The sequence below is a fragment of the Streptomyces sp. NPDC001744 genome (assembly GCF_042892575.1).
GTDB lineage: Bacteria > Actinomycetota > Actinomycetes > Streptomycetales > Streptomycetaceae > Streptomyces.
Genome location: NZ_JBIAUG010000002.1, coordinates 398,183 through 414,525, shown reverse-complemented (window position 1 = coordinate 414,525; position 16,343 = coordinate 398,183). Strand labels below are relative to the sequence as shown.

12 protein-coding genes are annotated in these 16,343 nt (G+C 69.6%); 6 read left to right on the top strand and 6 right to left on the bottom strand.

Translation table 11 applies throughout. The features are described from left to right. Positions 1–49: 49 nt before the first annotated feature. From ACFYZY_RS04350 to ACFYZY_RS04340, 3 genes are all read right to left on the bottom strand, one after another. The gene (locus ACFYZY_RS04350; protein ID WP_388689297.1) at positions 50–595 is read right to left on the bottom strand and encodes a hypothetical protein; all 546 of its coding nucleotides are present in this window, start codon (positions 593–595) and stop codon (positions 50–52) included. A gap of 328 nt (positions 596–923) precedes the next feature. Then, a complete protein-coding gene (locus tag ACFYZY_RS04345; protein ID WP_388689296.1) occupies positions 924–2,435 on the bottom strand; it encodes an FG-GAP-like repeat-containing protein in 1,512 nt (503 codons plus the stop codon). Between the two features lie 113 nt (positions 2,436–2,548). Continuing rightward, positions 2,549–3,055 (bottom strand): hypothetical protein, encoded by a 507-nt coding sequence (locus tag ACFYZY_RS04340; RefSeq protein ID WP_388689294.1) that lies wholly within the window; start codon positions 3,053–3,055, stop codon positions 2,549–2,551. A gap of 560 nt (positions 3,056–3,615) precedes the next feature. Here ACFYZY_RS04340 and ACFYZY_RS04335 point away from each other — a divergent pair. Together ACFYZY_RS04335 and ACFYZY_RS04330 are read left to right on the top strand one after the other, a co-directional pair. Continuing rightward, positions 3,616–7,692 (top strand): DddA-like double-stranded DNA deaminase toxin, encoded by a 4,077-nt coding sequence (locus ACFYZY_RS04335; RefSeq protein WP_388689293.1) that lies wholly within the window; start codon positions 3,616–3,618, stop codon positions 7,690–7,692. 2 nt (positions 7,693–7,694) lie between these two features. After that, positions 7,695–8,174, top strand: coding sequence for an Imm1 family immunity protein (locus ACFYZY_RS04330; protein ID WP_388689385.1), 480 nt, complete (start codon positions 7,695–7,697; stop codon positions 8,172–8,174). A 486-nt stretch (positions 8,175–8,660) separates the two neighbouring features. On the opposite strand, the gene ACFYZY_RS04325 is transcribed toward ACFYZY_RS04330, so the two are convergent. Together ACFYZY_RS04325 and ACFYZY_RS04320 are read right to left on the bottom strand one after the other, a co-directional pair. Then, positions 8,661–9,851, bottom strand: a complete 1,191-nt coding sequence (locus ACFYZY_RS04325; RefSeq protein ID WP_388689292.1) for a spermidine/putrescine ABC transporter substrate-binding protein — start codon at positions 9,849–9,851, stop codon at positions 8,661–8,663. Between the two features lie 117 nt (positions 9,852–9,968). Beyond that, on the bottom strand, positions 9,969–11,405 hold the full coding sequence (locus ACFYZY_RS04320) for a gamma-aminobutyraldehyde dehydrogenase (protein ID WP_388689291.1): 1,437 nt from the start codon (positions 11,403–11,405) through the stop codon (positions 9,969–9,971). A 206-nt stretch (positions 11,406–11,611) separates the two neighbouring features. On the opposite strand from ACFYZY_RS04320, the gene ACFYZY_RS04315 reads away from it, so the two are divergent. From ACFYZY_RS04315 to ACFYZY_RS04300, 4 genes are all read left to right on the top strand, one after another. After that, positions 11,612–12,103, top strand: coding sequence for an Lrp/AsnC family transcriptional regulator (locus ACFYZY_RS04315; protein ID WP_388689290.1), 492 nt, complete (start codon positions 11,612–11,614; stop codon positions 12,101–12,103). Next, positions 12,088–13,467: an aspartate aminotransferase family protein gene (locus ACFYZY_RS04310; protein WP_388689288.1), complete on the top strand. Its 1,380-nt coding sequence runs from the start codon at positions 12,088–12,090 to the stop codon at positions 13,465–13,467. Before ACFYZY_RS04315 ends, ACFYZY_RS04310 begins: the two co-directional genes overlap by 16 nt. Positions 13,468–13,699: 232 nt before the next feature. After that, positions 13,700–14,428 carry an ABC transporter ATP-binding protein gene (locus tag ACFYZY_RS04305; RefSeq protein ID WP_388689287.1) on the top strand — a complete coding sequence of 243 codons (729 nt, stop codon included), beginning with the start codon at positions 13,700–13,702 and terminating at the stop codon, positions 14,426–14,428. Beyond that, positions 14,410–15,561, top strand: a complete 1,152-nt coding sequence (locus ACFYZY_RS04300; protein WP_388689286.1) for a hypothetical protein — start codon at positions 14,410–14,412, stop codon at positions 15,559–15,561. Before ACFYZY_RS04305 ends, ACFYZY_RS04300 begins: the two co-directional genes overlap by 19 nt. A gap of 39 nt (positions 15,562–15,600) precedes the next feature. Here ACFYZY_RS04300 and ACFYZY_RS04295 read toward each other — a convergent pair whose 3' ends face one another. Next, positions 15,601–16,248, bottom strand: coding sequence for a dihydrofolate reductase family protein (locus tag ACFYZY_RS04295; protein ID WP_388689284.1), 648 nt, complete (start codon positions 16,246–16,248; stop codon positions 15,601–15,603). Positions 16,249–16,343 lie beyond the last annotated feature (95 nt).

Sequence of the window (16,343 nt, the reverse complement as noted above, 5' to 3'; positions counted from 1 at the left end):
CACGGCCTGCCGGACCGTCCCCGGTGCCCGCCCGGGGCCGTACGCGCCGTCAGGCGGCGGGTACGGCCCCGGGGGCCGCCACCTCCGCCGTGGCGGCCTCCAGGCGCTTGATCAGCCGGCGCACGTGGAGCAGCGGCAGGATGCCGATGACGCCGAAGGACATGTCGACGACCGACCACCCGAAGGGGATGTCCCGGATCGGCCCGCAGATCAGGGCCAGCGGGACGACGCCGACGCAGGCGATCATGCCGAACTCGACGACCCAGACGTTGCGGACGGGGTCGCGGTACGGGCCGTGGAAGGCGACCGCGATGACAAGGTGCGCGAAGGCGAGCCAGTCGTTGCCGTAGAGGAGGTAGGGGGCGTCCCAATCGGCGGCCTCCAGCCCTTCCCCGACCCGGTGGATCCACTCGGCGAGCCCGGGGAGGGCGTCGGCCAGGGGCGCGGCCCGGCCGGACAACGCGGAGTCGAGGAGCCGGAGTTCGGTGACGAGCGGAAAGGCGGTGAGGCCGCTCAGGACCAAACAGACGACGAAGACGACCAGCCAGACGCGGATATGCGTGAGAAGGGCTCTCGGCCCGTTCGTGTCGCTCATGGGGGCAGCGTACGCCCATCTTGAACGTGTTCAGAAACTATGAGGTCGCTCGGGGGGACACGCTTGAAAATGCAGGCATGCCGTCGCCTCCGCCACGAGCACGAACCACGCCACCGCGTCCCGTACACGAACCGGAACCGACCGGTCTACGGCATGCCTCGCCGGGCACGGCGCCGGCGACCCGGTCGCGCGAGGCGGTACGGCGTCGTTCCCGGGCCCGGCCCTCCGAACGGCCGGGAGCCGAGGGCAAGCGTCGTGTTCGACGGGCTCGGCCTCGGCTCCCGGTCATTGCAGCCCGCGCTGGTTCACGGGGCGACGGGTTTCAAAATCAACTGATGGACTTGATGGCCTGCCAGCCGCCGCTGCCGATCTCGACGCTCGAGCCGTCGATGGGGCCGTGGACGTCGGCGCCACCCTTGTAGAACTTCAGGGAGCCGTCGTTCGCAGTGGCCCAGATGTCGGCGATTCCGTTGCGGTCGGCGTCGGCGGCACCGGCGATCAGGGGCCGGAAGGAGGTGGTGTAGCCGCGACCGAATTCGTTGAGATCGCTGAAAGTGCCGTTGGGCTGGCCGAGGTAGCAGTACACGATGCCGTCACGGGTGTCCCGGGCGAGAAGGTCCACGCGGCCGTCCTTGTTGGCGTCGCCGAGACCGCTCAGGGTCATGACGTCCCAGCCGCCGTTGCCGATGAGCAGGGCCGCACCGATGGACGGGGTGGATCCTGTGTTGCCCGCGTACCGGTACAGCTTGTTGTCGTAGGTGGCGAGGAGGTCGGGCTTTCCGTCAAGAGTGGTGTCACCGATGCCGACGAGGCGGGCGTCGGTGGGCAGGGTGCCCATCTTGACCGGAGCCGCGAGCGTGCCGTCGCCGCGGTTGGGGTAGACACGCAGTTCGCCGCCGATGAGGGCGACGATGTCCTCCATGCCGTCGCCGGTCCAGTCGCCGCGGTGGACCACCGAGGCGCCGCCCCAGCCGCCGGAGCCGATCTGGATCCGCGAGCCGAGCGCGCCCGTGCCGGTGCCGGGGTACAGCCACAGCTTGTTGTCGTCGTCGATCGCGACGAGGTCGGGCTTGTTGTCACCGCTCATGTCACCGGAGACGAGGTTCGCGATGCCGGTGATCCAGGTGCGCACGTCGTCGACGCGGGTGGCGACGGCCCCGGTGCGGGTCTCGGTGGGGTCGGTGCCCAGGCAGCCGCCCTGCCACGACCGACTGGCGACGGCGACCAGTTCCTGGGTGGTGCCGTTGGCGCGCAGGACGGGCCCGCCGGCGTCACCCTGGCAGATCACGGCGTCACCGGTGGCGGTCAGTGCCACGTCCGCCGAACTGTCACCGACTGCGGTGAACGCGCCGGTGTGCAGCTTGCTGGGAACCCACTCGGTCTTCGTGCGGCCGAACCCGGCAGTGGTGACGGCCTGGTCGGCGGTCACCGGGGTGGAGGCCAGGACGACCGGCTTCACGCTGGCCACGCCGGTCGCGAGCTTGACCAGAACCAGGTCCCGGCTGGAGTGCGGAACGAGTTCCGCGGCGGCCCGAGTGGTCCCGACCCCGGTCTGGGACAGATCGGTGCGGCCGACGGTGACGGTGGTGACGACGGCGGGCTTGCCCGAGGCGGGGATGCCAGCGGCCGTGAAGCAGCTCTTCGCGGTCAGGACCCACCGGGGCGAGACGAGGGTGCCGGTGCAGGCGGCCTTTTCCCCGACGTTGATCTTCGCGGTGAAGTTCAGCCCCACCGGGGCGTCGGCGCCGTTGAGGGCGTTGGCGGGGAGGACGGTGGCGGCGGTGGCGAGGACGGTGGCGACGCCAGCGGCCCACACGAAGCGCGAACGCTTTGTGGTCATGAGTGTTCCTTGATGGTGGAGAAGGAGCGCCATTCGCTCCACGGCACGGTGCGCGGTCGAGCGGGTCCGGGCGTGGAGCTGTCGGGAAGGCGCGGAGGCAGGTTCCCTGTGTCTCAGCCGGCGATGCGGAGTTCGACGAGAACGGTGGCCTCGCCCTCAGCGCTTCCCGACTCCCCGTAGCCGGTGAAGTCGTTGGCCGGCGCGTTGATGACCACGGTCGAGCCGTCCGCTTCCTTGAGGGTGGTCTTCACCGGGTCGGACGAAGTCCAGATGCCGTACGCCTGGGGAAGCTCGAGCGACAGGTAGGCGGGCTTGGCCTTGACGTCGAAGCAGAAGTCCTTCTGCCCGGCCCGGGTGTAGACGGTGAGGTCCTGGCTGCCGTCACAGGCCTTCAGGAGGATGTTGCCGTCGCCTCGCTTGAGAAGGCCGCCGGTGTCCGCCTGGATCTGCGCGGCGTTCGGGTAACCGAAGTCCTCGACTGCGGAGGGCATGTCCTCGGCAGCCGCAGCTGCCGTCACGCCGCCGGTGACGGCCTGGGCTACGCCGAAGGTCGTCGCGGACACCGCGAGCGCCGTACCCAGAGCGACCAGAAGTGCCTTGCGCACATGGGGAATTGCCATGGTGGGCCTTTCAAAAACAGGCGATGGATGAGAGGAGTCCATCAGGTCACGGAAAGTGAATCACGGCCAAAAAGGGTCTCAGTAACAGAGTTGAGTGATTCATATCTCATACAACCCTTCAGTGATTCGCGCGTCGGTGTGCACCCCGCTTCTGCGTCTGCATTCCAAAAGGCCGGGTTCCGCAGATTGCATCGCTATGCGCGTTTTGCATGGTGACGCCGTGATTCACCCTTCCCATGGAGTCGAGGAGGGCGAAACTTGCATGCCTGACCTGCTGTTTCCAAAGCCCTCCCTCCCTCACCCCCGCGTTCGGGCGTCATGCCGGGCTGTAGGATCCGGGTGCCCCAGCCATGTGTCCCGACGTCACAAGCAGACTCTCTGGGACCTGTTGGTGAGGTAAAGCATCGGGTTAACCGGCTCTTCTTCATGTTCCGAGCTGTCGGCGGGCTGGTCAGTTCTTATTTATGAGGTGGTCGCCGGTGAAACGGCGTATATCCTTCCGGCCCCGCGGGTCGGGAGAGTTGGAGAGATTCTCCAGACGCCGCAGGACGTTGCGGCTCGTGCTGTCGGCAGGGTTGCTGTCGGGGCTGCTGGGTGCCTCACCCGTTCTCACGGTGGCGCAGGCGGCGGAGGAGCCTCCCGTCAACCTGCGAGAGGCCGTCGTCGAGTACTGGAAGACCGGCGGAGCGGGCCTGAAGCTCGCTGCCGAACAAGCTCTGCTCGGCGGTGACGAAGCGATTCGGGAGTTCGTCGCCGAGGCCCCGTCGATCCAGTTCGACGACAACCGTGTCGAGGTCGCACGTCTGGCGATGCTGGGCGGCCCCGGTGTCCGCCGGGACGCCAAGGCGGCGATAGTGAAGACGCCGGCCGAGTTGGAGGCGTTCCTCCTCGACGGCTTCGAGGCGCCGCTGGACGAGGACCGCAAGGTCGACATCGCCCGCATGGTGATGCTGGAGCGGCCCGGTGTACGGGAGGCCGGGAAGAAGGCCCTGCAGGGCACTCCCGACGATCGGGAACTCTTCCTGAACAAGGGCCAGTACGCAGCCCGCCAGGACGACAACCGTGTCGATGTCGCGCGGCTGGCGATGACCGGCGGCCCGAACGTGCGGGCCGCGGCGAAGGTCGCGCTGCGCGGGACTCCCGAGGACATCGTCGAGTTCTTGGAGGTCGGACAGTTCACCGCCCGCAACCGGGACCAGGAGCATGCTTCCATCGCCGACCTGGTCAAGCAGGCGGAGGCCGCGGGCAAGCAGGCCGCGAGCGCTACAACGGCGGCCGAGGAAGCCTCCGTGAAGGCGATCGACGCTTCCCAGCTCGCCAAGGAAGCCGCTCTGAAGGCTGCCGAGGAGACCAACGCGGCCAAGGACAACTCCAAGACCGCCGCAGTCAAGGCCAAGCAGGCGGCCGACGCGGCACGGCTCGCGGCGGAGGCCGCCCAGGAGGCGATCGGTTCCGCCGACGCCGCGAACCGGGCCGCCCGCCGGGCCGCGCTCGCCGCCGCGCAGACCGCGGCCGCGGCGGCCGCCGCGGCTGATTCGGCGAACAAGGCATACAACGCGGCCATCGCCGCGGCCGGTGATGCCTCGAAGGCGGAGACCGCTCGCAAGGCGGCCGGTGAGGCCCGTGCGGCCGCCACGGCGGCTTCCACCTCTGCGGTCGCAGCGGAAAACGCGGGCAAGGCATCGGCTGCCGCCGCCATCGCCTCCAAGTCCGCCAAGAACGCTTCGGCCAATGCCAACGCCGCCGCAGCAGCCGCGGAACAGGCCAACACCTACGCGGCGGCTGCGGGCGTACATTCGGACGAGGCCCGTATCGCGGCCGCCGAGGCGCGCCGTCACGCGGCAGCCGCCGACGCGGCAGCCGACCGCTCCGAGTCCCTGGCCAACCGCGCGGCCACCGCCGCCTACGCGGCCCGCGACGCGGCCAATTCCGCCGCCGCCCACGCCAACAAGGCCGCCGACTACGCGGACGAAGCCGCCACCCAGGCCGGCAATGCCGGTACCTACGCGGTCCAGGCCGCGAAGAACGCCGCCGCCGCCAAACTGGCCGCCACCACGGCGAAGGCCGCCGTGACCAAGGCCCAGGAGATCTTCACCCTGGCGCGGGAGACCGAGAACGCCGACCTCCTCACCCGCACGGACGCGGCCGTCGAACGGGCCCGTTCGACGAAGAACATGTCCGACGCCGCGATCTCCGGCTCCGCCGCCACACAGGTCGAGGCCCTTTCCCTGAGCGGCACCGCCGCCACGCTGGCCGAGGAGGCCGCCCGCCCGGACGTCGACATCCAGGCCACTGCGGCCAAGGGGCGCCAGCTGGCCATGCAAGCCATGAAACTCCTCGGTCCATGGCACCAGGAAGCCGCCGCCCGCGCGCTTTCCGGCACCGACCAGGACGTCCTGGACTACCTGCGCACCCGTTGGAAAGAAGCCGACTTCAACGACGTCCGCCAGCGCGTCGTCGACCTGAGCGCCCAGAGCCCCTACGCCTCCGTCCGCACCGCGGCCACCGAGGCGCTCAAGGGCACTCCGGAGCAAATCACCGCCTTCCACGAGACCGGCCAGTACGATGCCGGCCGCGACGACATGCGCGTCGAGGTCGCCCGCCTGGCCACCACCGGCGGCGTCAGCGTCCAGACCGGCGCCAAGGCCGCCCTCGCCGACGGCTCCAGCAAGGCGCTGGCCACTTTCCTGCAGATCGGCCAGTACGGCGAACGGCTGACCGACGAGAAGGTCGTCACCGCCCGCTTGGCCACCACCGGCGGACCCGAGGTCCAGGCAGCCGCGAAGATCGCTCTCGCCGGTCCGCCCGAACTCGTCCACGAGTTCGTCACCACCGGCCAGCACATGGCCAAGCGCAAGGACAACCTGGCCGCCAACCACGTCCACCAGATGCAGGTCCTTCTCCACAAGGGCTCCCGCATCGCCGCCAAGGCCCAGGAGAACGCCGCATGCGCCGCCGAGGCCGCAGCCCTCGCCAAGGGCGCAAGCGCTGAAGCGCAGAAGGCCAAGGCCGACGCCGAGGCATCCGCGGCCGACGCGGAGAAGTACGCGGCTGACGCGGAGGCGTCCGCCACGGCCGCCGAACAGAGCGCCGCCGACGCCGCCGCATCGGCTAACACCGCCCGGAACGCCGCCGATCAGGCCGCCCAGGATGCCACCGCCGCTGAAAACTCCGCCGCCGAAGCCGAGTTCTCCGCCGCGTACGCCCGCGACTCCGCGCGCAGGGCTGACCAGTCCGCCGACCAGGCCCGTGCCTCCGCACTCGCCGCCGGCAAGAGTGCCGAACAGGCCGAAGCCGATGCCAAGGCCGCCTGGACCACCGCACGCGAACTCGCCGAAAAGGAAATCGCGGAAGCTCTTCGCCAAGCCGCCGAAGAGCGGAAGCGGGAAGAGGCGGAGAGGGCCTCACGCGACGGTCGGCGGGTCTGTGTTCCGCACCCCACGCGCGAAACCATGGCCTACATCATGCCCTGCGCGGCGTCGCCCGGCGACTCCGTGATCCAGAGCATGCCCGGGTACGCCGATGACCCCGTTTTCCGGGCCATCATCTGGGAGCTCACGGGCCTCGCCGATGTCGAAGCCTGCATCAAGAACCCGACCGCCCTCGGATGCGTGATGGCCGTGGCCGGCGTCACCCCGTGGGGCAAGCTCAAGCTCATCGGGAAGATCGACGACGCGATCGACGGCTTCAAGGGCCTGCGGGGAGCCCGCCGCAGCGTCGGATGCCTGACCGCGCTCGCGGACGCCACGGGCCACAGTTTCCCCGCCGGCACCCGGGTCCTGATGGCCGACGGCACCAGCCGCCGCATCGAACAGATCCGCACCGGTGACCACGTCACCGCCACCGACCCGGTCACCGGTGAAACCGGCCCCCGAACCGTCACCCGCACCATCCGCACCCCCGGTGACCGGAATTTCACCGACGTCACCCTCACCGACGGTTCGACCCTCACCTCCACCGACCACCACCCCTACTGGTCCGAGAACGACCGGACCTGGAAGAACGCCGGCGACCTCAAAGCCGGCGACACCCTGCGCACGCCTCAGAACAACACGGCGTCCATCACCGGAACACGAGACTGGCAGGGTCTTCAGGACGCCTACGATCTCACCGTCGACGACCTCCACACCTATTACGTCTCCACCGGCACCACCAATGTCCTCGTCCACAATACCGACGAAGCATGCCCGGTGTGGGTGTCGAAGATCTTCGAAGACCTCCCAGGATATAAAAATCTCGGAGACAAGACTTACGGAAAAATCCGCGCGTCGGACGGGAAGGAAATCCCTGCCGCCAATACGGATGAACTCCGCAGAATAATGAGCGGCGAGCACGACAGCCTCTTCGGACGGGCAGATGAACTCTTGAAGTCATCGGGTCATCCTTTGTACCCCTACAAGGGCAAGGGTTCGTACAGCGTCGCTTCTCACGTGGAGACGAAGTATGCCGCCTTCATGAAGGACAATAACATTCAGCACGCCACGGTTGTAATTAATAACAATAATGGCGTCTGCAAGAACGTCCTGAACTGCTCAAATGCAGTGGAGGCGATCCTTCCGAGCGGCTCGACGCTCAAGGTACACTATCCGGGCGCCGGTAGTCCGGTAACGCTCTACGGCAAAAGGACAAGACCTTGATTGTGACCCTAAGTCTCGACGGAAAAACTCGGCACCTTCGCAGCTTCGGAGAATTTTCGTCTTCTCTTGACGAAGTGTTCAGCCTTAAAACAGGCAACGAGAACCATGTGAAAGCTGCCTGGCTTGCCCTCGCTCAAGAGGGGGACGCTGCTCCAGTCAGCTTCCTGGACGTCAGTGCAAACCTAAATATCAGCCTCGGGGGAGCAGTCTGGTTTACCGGAGATGCCGAATCCGAGCGAATCAGAAAGGAAACCAAAAGTGACATAGGGGATCATTTCTGGGTCTCCGAAGGCGATAGAGTTCCCGAAGGGGATACCACTGTCTTTTCCGACCATTACGCTCCCTCGTACTTTGACCCTCGGGGACTCATTCCTCTAGATCACCTCCGAAAGGTGATAGAAGAGTTCTTTCGAACGGGTGGCAATCGGCCAAATTCAGTTCACTGGGTCGCGGGAAATCAGAACGGAACACGATTCGATTAATGAGTCGTTGAAAAGTTCTGCGTGATCTATGCGGCTGAGCGCCACAGCGGCATAGAAGTGACCCCGCCATATTTTTTGACGGGGTCACTTCGCTTTCCAATCCGCTTCGCGGTTTGTCCAGTCGGGCCAAACGCAGCGATCTCACGACGCAGGAGTTCTCGAAGGCGGCCTGCTTGCTTCCGAGGGCGCCGGGCCAGGACGGCGCCCTGGCCTCCCGCCCCATGGCCACCGCGGCCACCCTAGGGAAGATCGCCTCGCCATCCGCGGGCCGAAGGCACTGTGGGCGCGGCGCGAAATGAGCACCGCCCCGTAGGAAGGGGCGTGCTTGCGGGTCTCCGTACAGGGACACTCAGTGTCGCACTGGGGCCTGCCGCGCCGGGAACCACGCGGTCAGCGAAGTGACCTTCGCGTCACGCAGGTGGATGGACCGTTCCTGACGGCTCAGCCGGCTCCCGCGCCCTCCGGCTCACCAGCGGGATTCTCCGCTCACAGCCCCACGATCGAGTTCCACTTCTTGGCGAAGGTGAGGCGCTCCTCGGCCGTGACGTCCCGGGCGATCGCGAGCCGTCCGCGCATGGCGGCGTCCGGGAAGATCAGCGGGTCCTCGGCGAGCGCCGCGAGTTCCTCGTCGTCGGAGTCCGCGAGGACGTCCCGCGCGGCCGGAACCGGGCAGACGTAGTTGACCCAGGCGGCGAGGGCGGCGGCGACCTCGGGCTCGTAGTAGTGGTCGACCAGCTTCTCCGCGTTGGACTTGTGCCGGGCGAGGTTGGGCACCATGAGGGACTCGGCCCAGAGTTCGGCGCCCTCCTCCGGGACGACGAACTCGATGTCCGGGTTGTCGGCCCGGAGCTGGACGGTGTCCCCGGAGTACGCCTGGCAGGCCAGGACGTCGCCGGAGGAGAGGTCCTTGATGTAGTCGTTGCCGGTGAAGCGGCGGATGTGCTTGGCGCGGACGAGCCGTTCGACCCGCTCGCACAGGGCGTGGAAGTCGTCGCCGGTCCACCGGGTCACGTCGACGCCCTCGCCCATCATCAGCAGGGCGAAGGACTCGTCGAGCCCGGACAGCAGGGTGACCTTCCCGCGCAGGTCGTCGGCCCACAGCTCCTTCACCGAGCGCAGCTCCCGGCCCAGCTTCCGGCGGTTGTACGCGATGCCGGTGATGCCGGACTGCCAGGGGACGGTGTGCAGCCGGCCGGGGTCGAAGGCGGGCGAGCGCAGCTGCGGGTCGAGGTGGGCCGTGACGTTCGGCTGGGCGGCGCGGTCCATCTTCTGGACCCAGCCGAGACGGACGAAGCGGGCGGCCATCCAGTCGCTGAGGACGATCAGGTCGCGGCCGGTCTCCTGGTGGTTCATCAGGGAGGGACCGATCCGGCCGAAGAACTCGTCGTTGTCGTTGATCTCCTCGGTGTAGCGCACGGACGTCCCGGTCCGCTCCCGGAAGGCGTCCAGGGTGGGACGGCGCGACGCGTCGTCCTCGTCGGTGTCGATGTAGAGCGGCCAGTTGGCGAAGTCGAGGACCCGGTCGCGGGCCGAGAGGTCCCGGGCGGCGGCCCGGTCGCCCTCCTCCACGAAGGCGGCGGGCACCCCGCACCCGGCGAGCAGGGCGGCGGCCCCGGCGCCTCCGACGCCGCGCAGCAGGGACCGGCGGGACGTGTTCTTCCTGGCTGTCGCTCTCATCCGGGCAGCATCCCGGCCGGTCGCCTCCCCCGGCAATGGACGCACCGTCCGGACGGCACGGCGCGGCCCCGACACCCTGTCGAGCGGGGTGCCGGGGCCGCGGGCTCCGGGGCCGGATCAGCCCAGGGAGGTCATGACGTGCTTGACGCGCGTGTAGTCCTCGAAGCCGTACGCGGAGAGGTCCTTGCCGTAGCCGGACTTCTTGAAGCCGCCGTGGGGCATCTCGGCGACCAGCGGGATGTGGGTGTTGATCCACACGCAGCCGAAGTCGAGGGCCTTGGACATGCGCATCGCGCGGGCGTGGTCCTTGGTCCAGACGGAGGAGGCGAGGGCGTACTCGACGCCGTTGGCGTACTCCAGGGCCTGCGCCTCGTCCGTGAAGGGCTGGACGGTGATGACCGGGCCGAAGACCTCGTTCTGGATGATCTCGTCGTCCTGCTTGAGCCCGGAGACGACGGTCGGGGCGTAGAAGTAGCCCTTGTCGCCGACGCGGTGGCCGCCGGCCTCGACCTTGGCGTGGGCCGGGAGGCGGTCGACGAAGCCGGAGACCTGCTGGAGCTGGTTGGCGTTGTTCAGCGGGCCGTACAGCACGTCCTCGTCGTCCGGCTGCCCGGTCTTCGTCTCGCTCGCGGCCTTGGCGAGGGCGGCCACGAACTCGTCGTGGATCGACTCGTGGACCAGGACGCGGGTGGCGGCCGTGCAGTCCTGGCCGGCGTTGAAGAAGCCCGCCATGGAGATGTCCTCGACGGCCTTCTCGATGTCGGTGTCCTCGAAGACGACGACGGGGGCCTTGCCGCCCAGCTCCAGGTGGACGCGCTTGACGTCCTTGGCGGCCGACTCGGCGACCTGCATGCCGGCGCGCACGGAGCCGGTGATGGAGGCCATGGCGGGGGTGGGGTGCTCGACCATCGCCCGGCCGGTGTCGCGGTCGCCGCAGACGACGTTGAAGACGCCCTTGGGGACGATCCGCCCGATGATCTCGGCCATCAGGACGGTCGACGCGGGGGTCGTGTCCGAGGGCTTGAGGACGACGGTGTTGCCCGCGGCGAGGGCCGGGGCGAACTTCCAGACGGCCATCATCATCGGGTAGTTCCACGGCGCGACCTGGGCGCAGACGCCGACGGGCTCGCGGCGGACGATGGAGGTCAGGCCCTCCATGTACTCGCCGGCCGAGCGGCCCTCCAGGAGGCGGGCGGCACCCGCGAAGAAGCGGATCTGGTCCACCATCGGCGGGATCTCCTCGCTCGCGGTGAGGGCGACCGGCTTGCCGGTGTTCTCGACCTCGGCGGCGATCAGGTCCTCGGCGCGCTCCTCGAAGGCGTCCGCGATCTTCAGGAGCACCCTCTGGCGCTCGGCGGGGGTGCTGTCGCGCCACGCGGGGAAGGCGGCCGCGGCGGCCTCCATGGCGGCGTCGACGTCGGCCTGGCCGGAGAGCGGGGAGGTGGCGTACACCTCGCCGGTGGCCGGGTTGATCACATCGATCGTGCGGCCGTCGGCCGCGTCGCGGAACTCCCCGTTGATGTAGTTACGCAGCCGGCGCAGCTCGGTGGTCACTTGCCACCCCTCCTGTCACGTTCTGACGTCGCACGTCCCTGTGCGGCCGTCCCGATGGGTGAGACACCCCAGCCTAATCGTTCGACTGACGCTTTCAACAGGGCCGACCCCCCACAACTTCGGATTCAGCACCATCGGACCCCTCCGACAACGAATTACATCGCTCTGGGGTTGCGAGACCGACGAGTCTCGGTGCACAGTGAGGTGTGGCCAGTCGAAGCGCAGACTCCAGAACCGGAACCGGTTCGTCCCCGACGATCGACGCCGTCTCCCTGGCGATCATCGAACAGCTCCAGGAGGACGGCCGCCGTCCCTACGCGGCGATCGGCAAGGCCGTCGGCCTCTCCGAGGCCGCCGTGCGACAGCGCGTCCAGAAGCTGCTCGACCAGGGCGTCATGCAGATCGTCGCCGTCACCGACCCGCTCACCGTGGGTTTCCGACGGCAGGCGATGGTCGGCATCAACGTCGAGGGTGACCTCGATCCGGTTGCGGAAGCGCTGACGGCCATGGCCGAATGCGAGTACGTGGTGATGACCGCGGGCTCCTTCGACCTGATGGTGGAGGTCGTCTGCGAGGACGACGACCACCTGCTGGATGTGATCAACAAGCGCATCCGCACCCTCCCCGGCGTGCGCTCCACCGAGAGCTTCGTCTACCTCAAGCTCAAGAAGCAGACCTATATGTGGGGAACCCGATAGCCGTGAGCAAGGACCTCTCCAAGACCGCGTACGACCACCTGTGGATGCACTTCACCCGCATGTCCTCGTACGAGAACTCGCCCGTTCCCACCATCGTGCGTGGTGAGGGCACCTACATCTTCGACGACAAGGGCAAGCGCTACCTCGACGGTCTCGCGGGCCTCTTCGTGGTCAACGCCGGACACGGCCGCAAGGAGCTGGCCGAGGTCGCGTACAAGCAGGCCCAGGAGCTCGCGTTCTTCCCCGTGTGGTCGTACGCGCACCCCAAGGCCGTCGAGCTGGCCGAGCGCCTCGCGGACTACGCCCCGGGCGACCTGAACAAGGTCTTCTTCACCACCGGTGGCGGAGAGGCCGTCGAGACCGCCTGGAAGCTCGCCAAGCAGTACTTCAAGCTGCAGGGCAAGCACACCAAGTACAAGGTCATCTCGCGCGCGGTCGCCTACCACGGCACCCCGCAGGGCGCCCTGTCCATCACCGGCCTGCCGGCCCTGAAGGCCCCCTTCGAGCCGCTGGTCCCCGGCGCGCACAAGGTGCCGAACACCAACATCTACCGCGCCCCGATCCACGGCGACGACCCCGAGGCGTTCGGCCGCTGGGCCGCCGACCAGATCGAGCAGCAGATCCTCTTCGAGGGCCCCGACACCGTCGCCGCCGTCTTCCTGGAGCCGGTGCAGAACGCCGGCGGCTGCTTCCCGCCGCCGCCCGGGTACTTCCAGCGGGTCCGCGAGATCTGCGACCAGTACGACGTGCTGCTCGTCTCCGACGAGACGATCTGCGCCTTCGGCCGCCTCGGCACGATGTTCGCCTGTGACAAGTTCGGCTACGTCCCGGACATGATCACCTGCGCCAAGGGCATGACCTCGGGCTACTCCCCGATCGGCGCCTGCATCGTCTCCGACCGCATCGCGGAGCCGTTCTACAAGGGCGACAACACCTTCCTCCACGGCTACACCTTCGGTGGCCACCCGGTGTCGTCGGCGGTGGCCATCGCCAACCTCGACATCTTCGACAAGGAGGGCCTCAACCAGCACGTCCTGGACAACGAGGACGCCTTCTTCTCGACGCTGAAGAAGCTGCACGACCTGCCGATCGTCGGCGACGTCCGCGGCAACGGCTTCTTCTACGGCATCGAGCTCGTCAAGGACAAGGTCACCAAGGAGTCCTTCACGGACGAGGAGACCGAGCGCGTCCTGTACGGCTTCCTCTCCAAGGCGCTGTTCGACAACGGCCTGTACTGCCGTGCCGACGACCGCGGCGACCCGGTCATCCAGCTCGCCCCGCCGCTCATCGCCGACCAGGGCACCTTCGACGAGATCGAGGGCATCCTGCGCTCGGTGCTCACCGAGGCGTGGACCAAGCTCTGACCGAGCCGGCGCCCCCCGCGGAGCCTCACGCCGCCCTCACGGCGTGACACCACGGCCCGGGTCGCCTCCATCCGAGTGGATGGAGGCGACCCGGGCCGTGTGCTGTCCGTACGAACCGGTCGGAAATAATTACGGTGCCGAGTGACCGACAGGCCCGTCCTTCGTTCCTCCGTCCGGGGGAGCCTCCCCCGGACGGTGGACACAGACCGGATTCGACATCGAGGTGTACGCGATGGCCCCACCGGACGACGACGTGCTCTGGGCGCGTTCCCTGCACTGCGACCTGGACGGCACCGAGGTGCTCAGCGGCGTCTCCCTCGGTGTCCGCGAGGGCGAGATCCTGGCCGTGACCGGTCCACGCGGCAGCGGCAAGACCACCCTCCTGCGCTGCCTCTCCGGCCGGCTCGTCGCCCAGCGGGGCGAGGTCTGGTTCAACGGCGGCCCCGTGCACACCCTGAGTCCCGCCCGGCGCGAACGGCTCCGCCGCGAGAGCTTCGGCTGGATCGGCCCGGAGGCCGGTCTCGTCCCCGAACTCACCGGGTGGGAGAACGCCGCCCTGCCGCTGCTGCTGCGCGGCGCCCCCCGCCGGGCCGCGAAGACCGCCGCGCTGGAATGGCTGGACCGGCTCGACGCCGGGGCCTGCGCCCGCAGGCGCCCGGGAGCCCTCACCCGGTCCCAGCGCCAGCGGATCGCGGTCGCCCGCGCCCTCGCCGCCGCTCCCCCGGTCCTCTTCGCCGACGAGCCCACCGCCGCCCTGCACCGCGCCGACGGCGCCCAGGTCCTGCGCACCCTGGTGGCCGCCGCCCGCTCGCACGGCATCACCGTGCTCCTCGCCACCCACGACGAGGAGGTCGCGGCGCTCGCGGACCGCGCGGTCGCGCTCCTCGACGGGCGCAGGACCGGCACCGTACCCCCGGAATCAGGGGCGGAGGGCGTCACCACGTGCTCGCTCTCCGTCTAGCCCGCGGGGCCCACCCCTTCGTCCTGGCCCGCCGGCTCCTCGTCGTCGCCGCCTCCGCCGGGGTGGGTCTCCTCCTGCTCTGCACCCTCGGACACGCCGTCGGCCACCCGGACCTGGCCCCGGCCTCGACGGTCCGGCTGCTGTGGTGCGCCCTGCCGCTCGCCGCCGCCGTCCAGTTCGCCGTCGCCGTGGCCCGCGCCGATCCCGCCACCCGGCCGCGTCCCGGCCTCTCGGCGATCGGCCTCGGACCGGCCCGGCTCGCCGCGCTCGCCGCCGTCTCGACCGCCCTCGCCTGCGCACTGGGCTCCGCCGTCGCGCTCCTGGCCTATCTGCACCTGCGCGGCGGCCTGACGGGGCTGCCCCTCGACGGGGCCGCCGCCGGCCTGCTCGCCGCCGACCGGCCGGTCCCGCTCGCCGCCGCCCTCACCCTCCTCGCGGTCCTCCCGGTCGCCGCCGGCGCGGCCACCGCCCTGGCCCTGCGCCCCCGGACCGCGCCCGCGCGGCCGGAGGGCACGGAACGGCCGGTTCCGTCCGGACTGCCGTGGGGCGTCGCCCTGGTCGCGATCGGCCTCGCCGTCGAGACGTACGCGGGCCGGAGCGGCGGCGGGGAAGCCCTTCCCCTGCCGGGCCGCTTCGACGGCGGCCCGGCGGGCGTCCTGGCCGGCTGGGTCCTCACCGCGATCGGCCTCGCGACGGCGGGCCCCGGTCTCGTCCACTGCTGCGGCCGCCTCCTCCAGGCGGTCCGGCCCGGCGCCGTCCGGCTGCTCGCGGGGCGCGTCCTCATGGAGGAGGCCCACCGCGTCGGCCGGCCGCTCGGCGTGGTCTGCGCGGTGCTCTCCGGGCTGCTCGCGGCGGCCACGCTGTACGGGCCGGACGAGGGTTCCGGCGCCTTCGGGCCGCTCACGGGCCTGGGCGCCACCCTGGTCCTGGCCTGCACCTTCGCCACGCTCCTGACGGCGGCCCTGGAGTCCCGGCAGCACCGCGCCCCCGTCGCCGAGGCCCTCCTCCGCGCCGGTGCCCCGCCCGGGGCCCTGCGCACGACGGCCCTCCTGCGCGCGGGCGCCCTGCTCGCCGTCTTCCTCCCGCTGACGTGGGCGGTGGCGGAGCTGGCGGTCCTGCCCCTGAAGGGGTGACCCGACGGCTCCGCCGGGAGCCCGGGGCGGGCATCCGGCTCACTTCCGCCAGAACAGGTGGTGCGTGACCGTGCCGCCCGGGCTGGGCACGACATCGCGGTGGTAGCGGTCGAGGAGTTCGTCGGGCGACTCCCAGAGCCGTGATCCGGCTCCGAGCTCCACCGGCGACACCGCGACGTGCAGGGTGTCGACGAGGCCGGCGTCGAGGAACTCGCGGACGGTGGCGGCCCCGCCGCCGAGCCGCACGTCCTTGCCGTCCGCCGCCTCCCGCGCCGTCGCGAGAGCGGTGGCCGGATCGGCGTCGAGGAAGTGGAACGTGGTGTCGCCGAGCGCGAACGAGGGGCGCGGGTGGTGGGTCAGGACGAACACCGGCGTGCGGAACGGCGGCTCGTCGCCCCACCAGCCGCGCCACTCGTGGTCCCGCCAGGGCCCGCGCTGGGGGCCGAACTTGTTGCGGCCCATGATCTCGGCGCCGATGTTCCGCCCGTAGTCCCGCGTCAGGTAGTCGTCGAGGCCCCGGCTGCCGCCGGGGTCGGTGCGCCGGGGCCAGCTCGCCGTGGCACCCGCCCAGGCGAACATCGCCTCCGGATCGGCATGCCCGAAGGGCCGTTCGAGGCTCTGTCCCTCCCCGGCGCCGTACCCGTCGGACGAGACGTTGAAGTTCTGGACTCTGAGCAGCTGGGCCATGGGGTTCCTCCCGTGCGGGCGACGGAGACGCCGTACGTGACCGTACGCGGTCGTACGTACGGGAGACTCCGCCGGCGGGTGGAACTCGTCGCGCT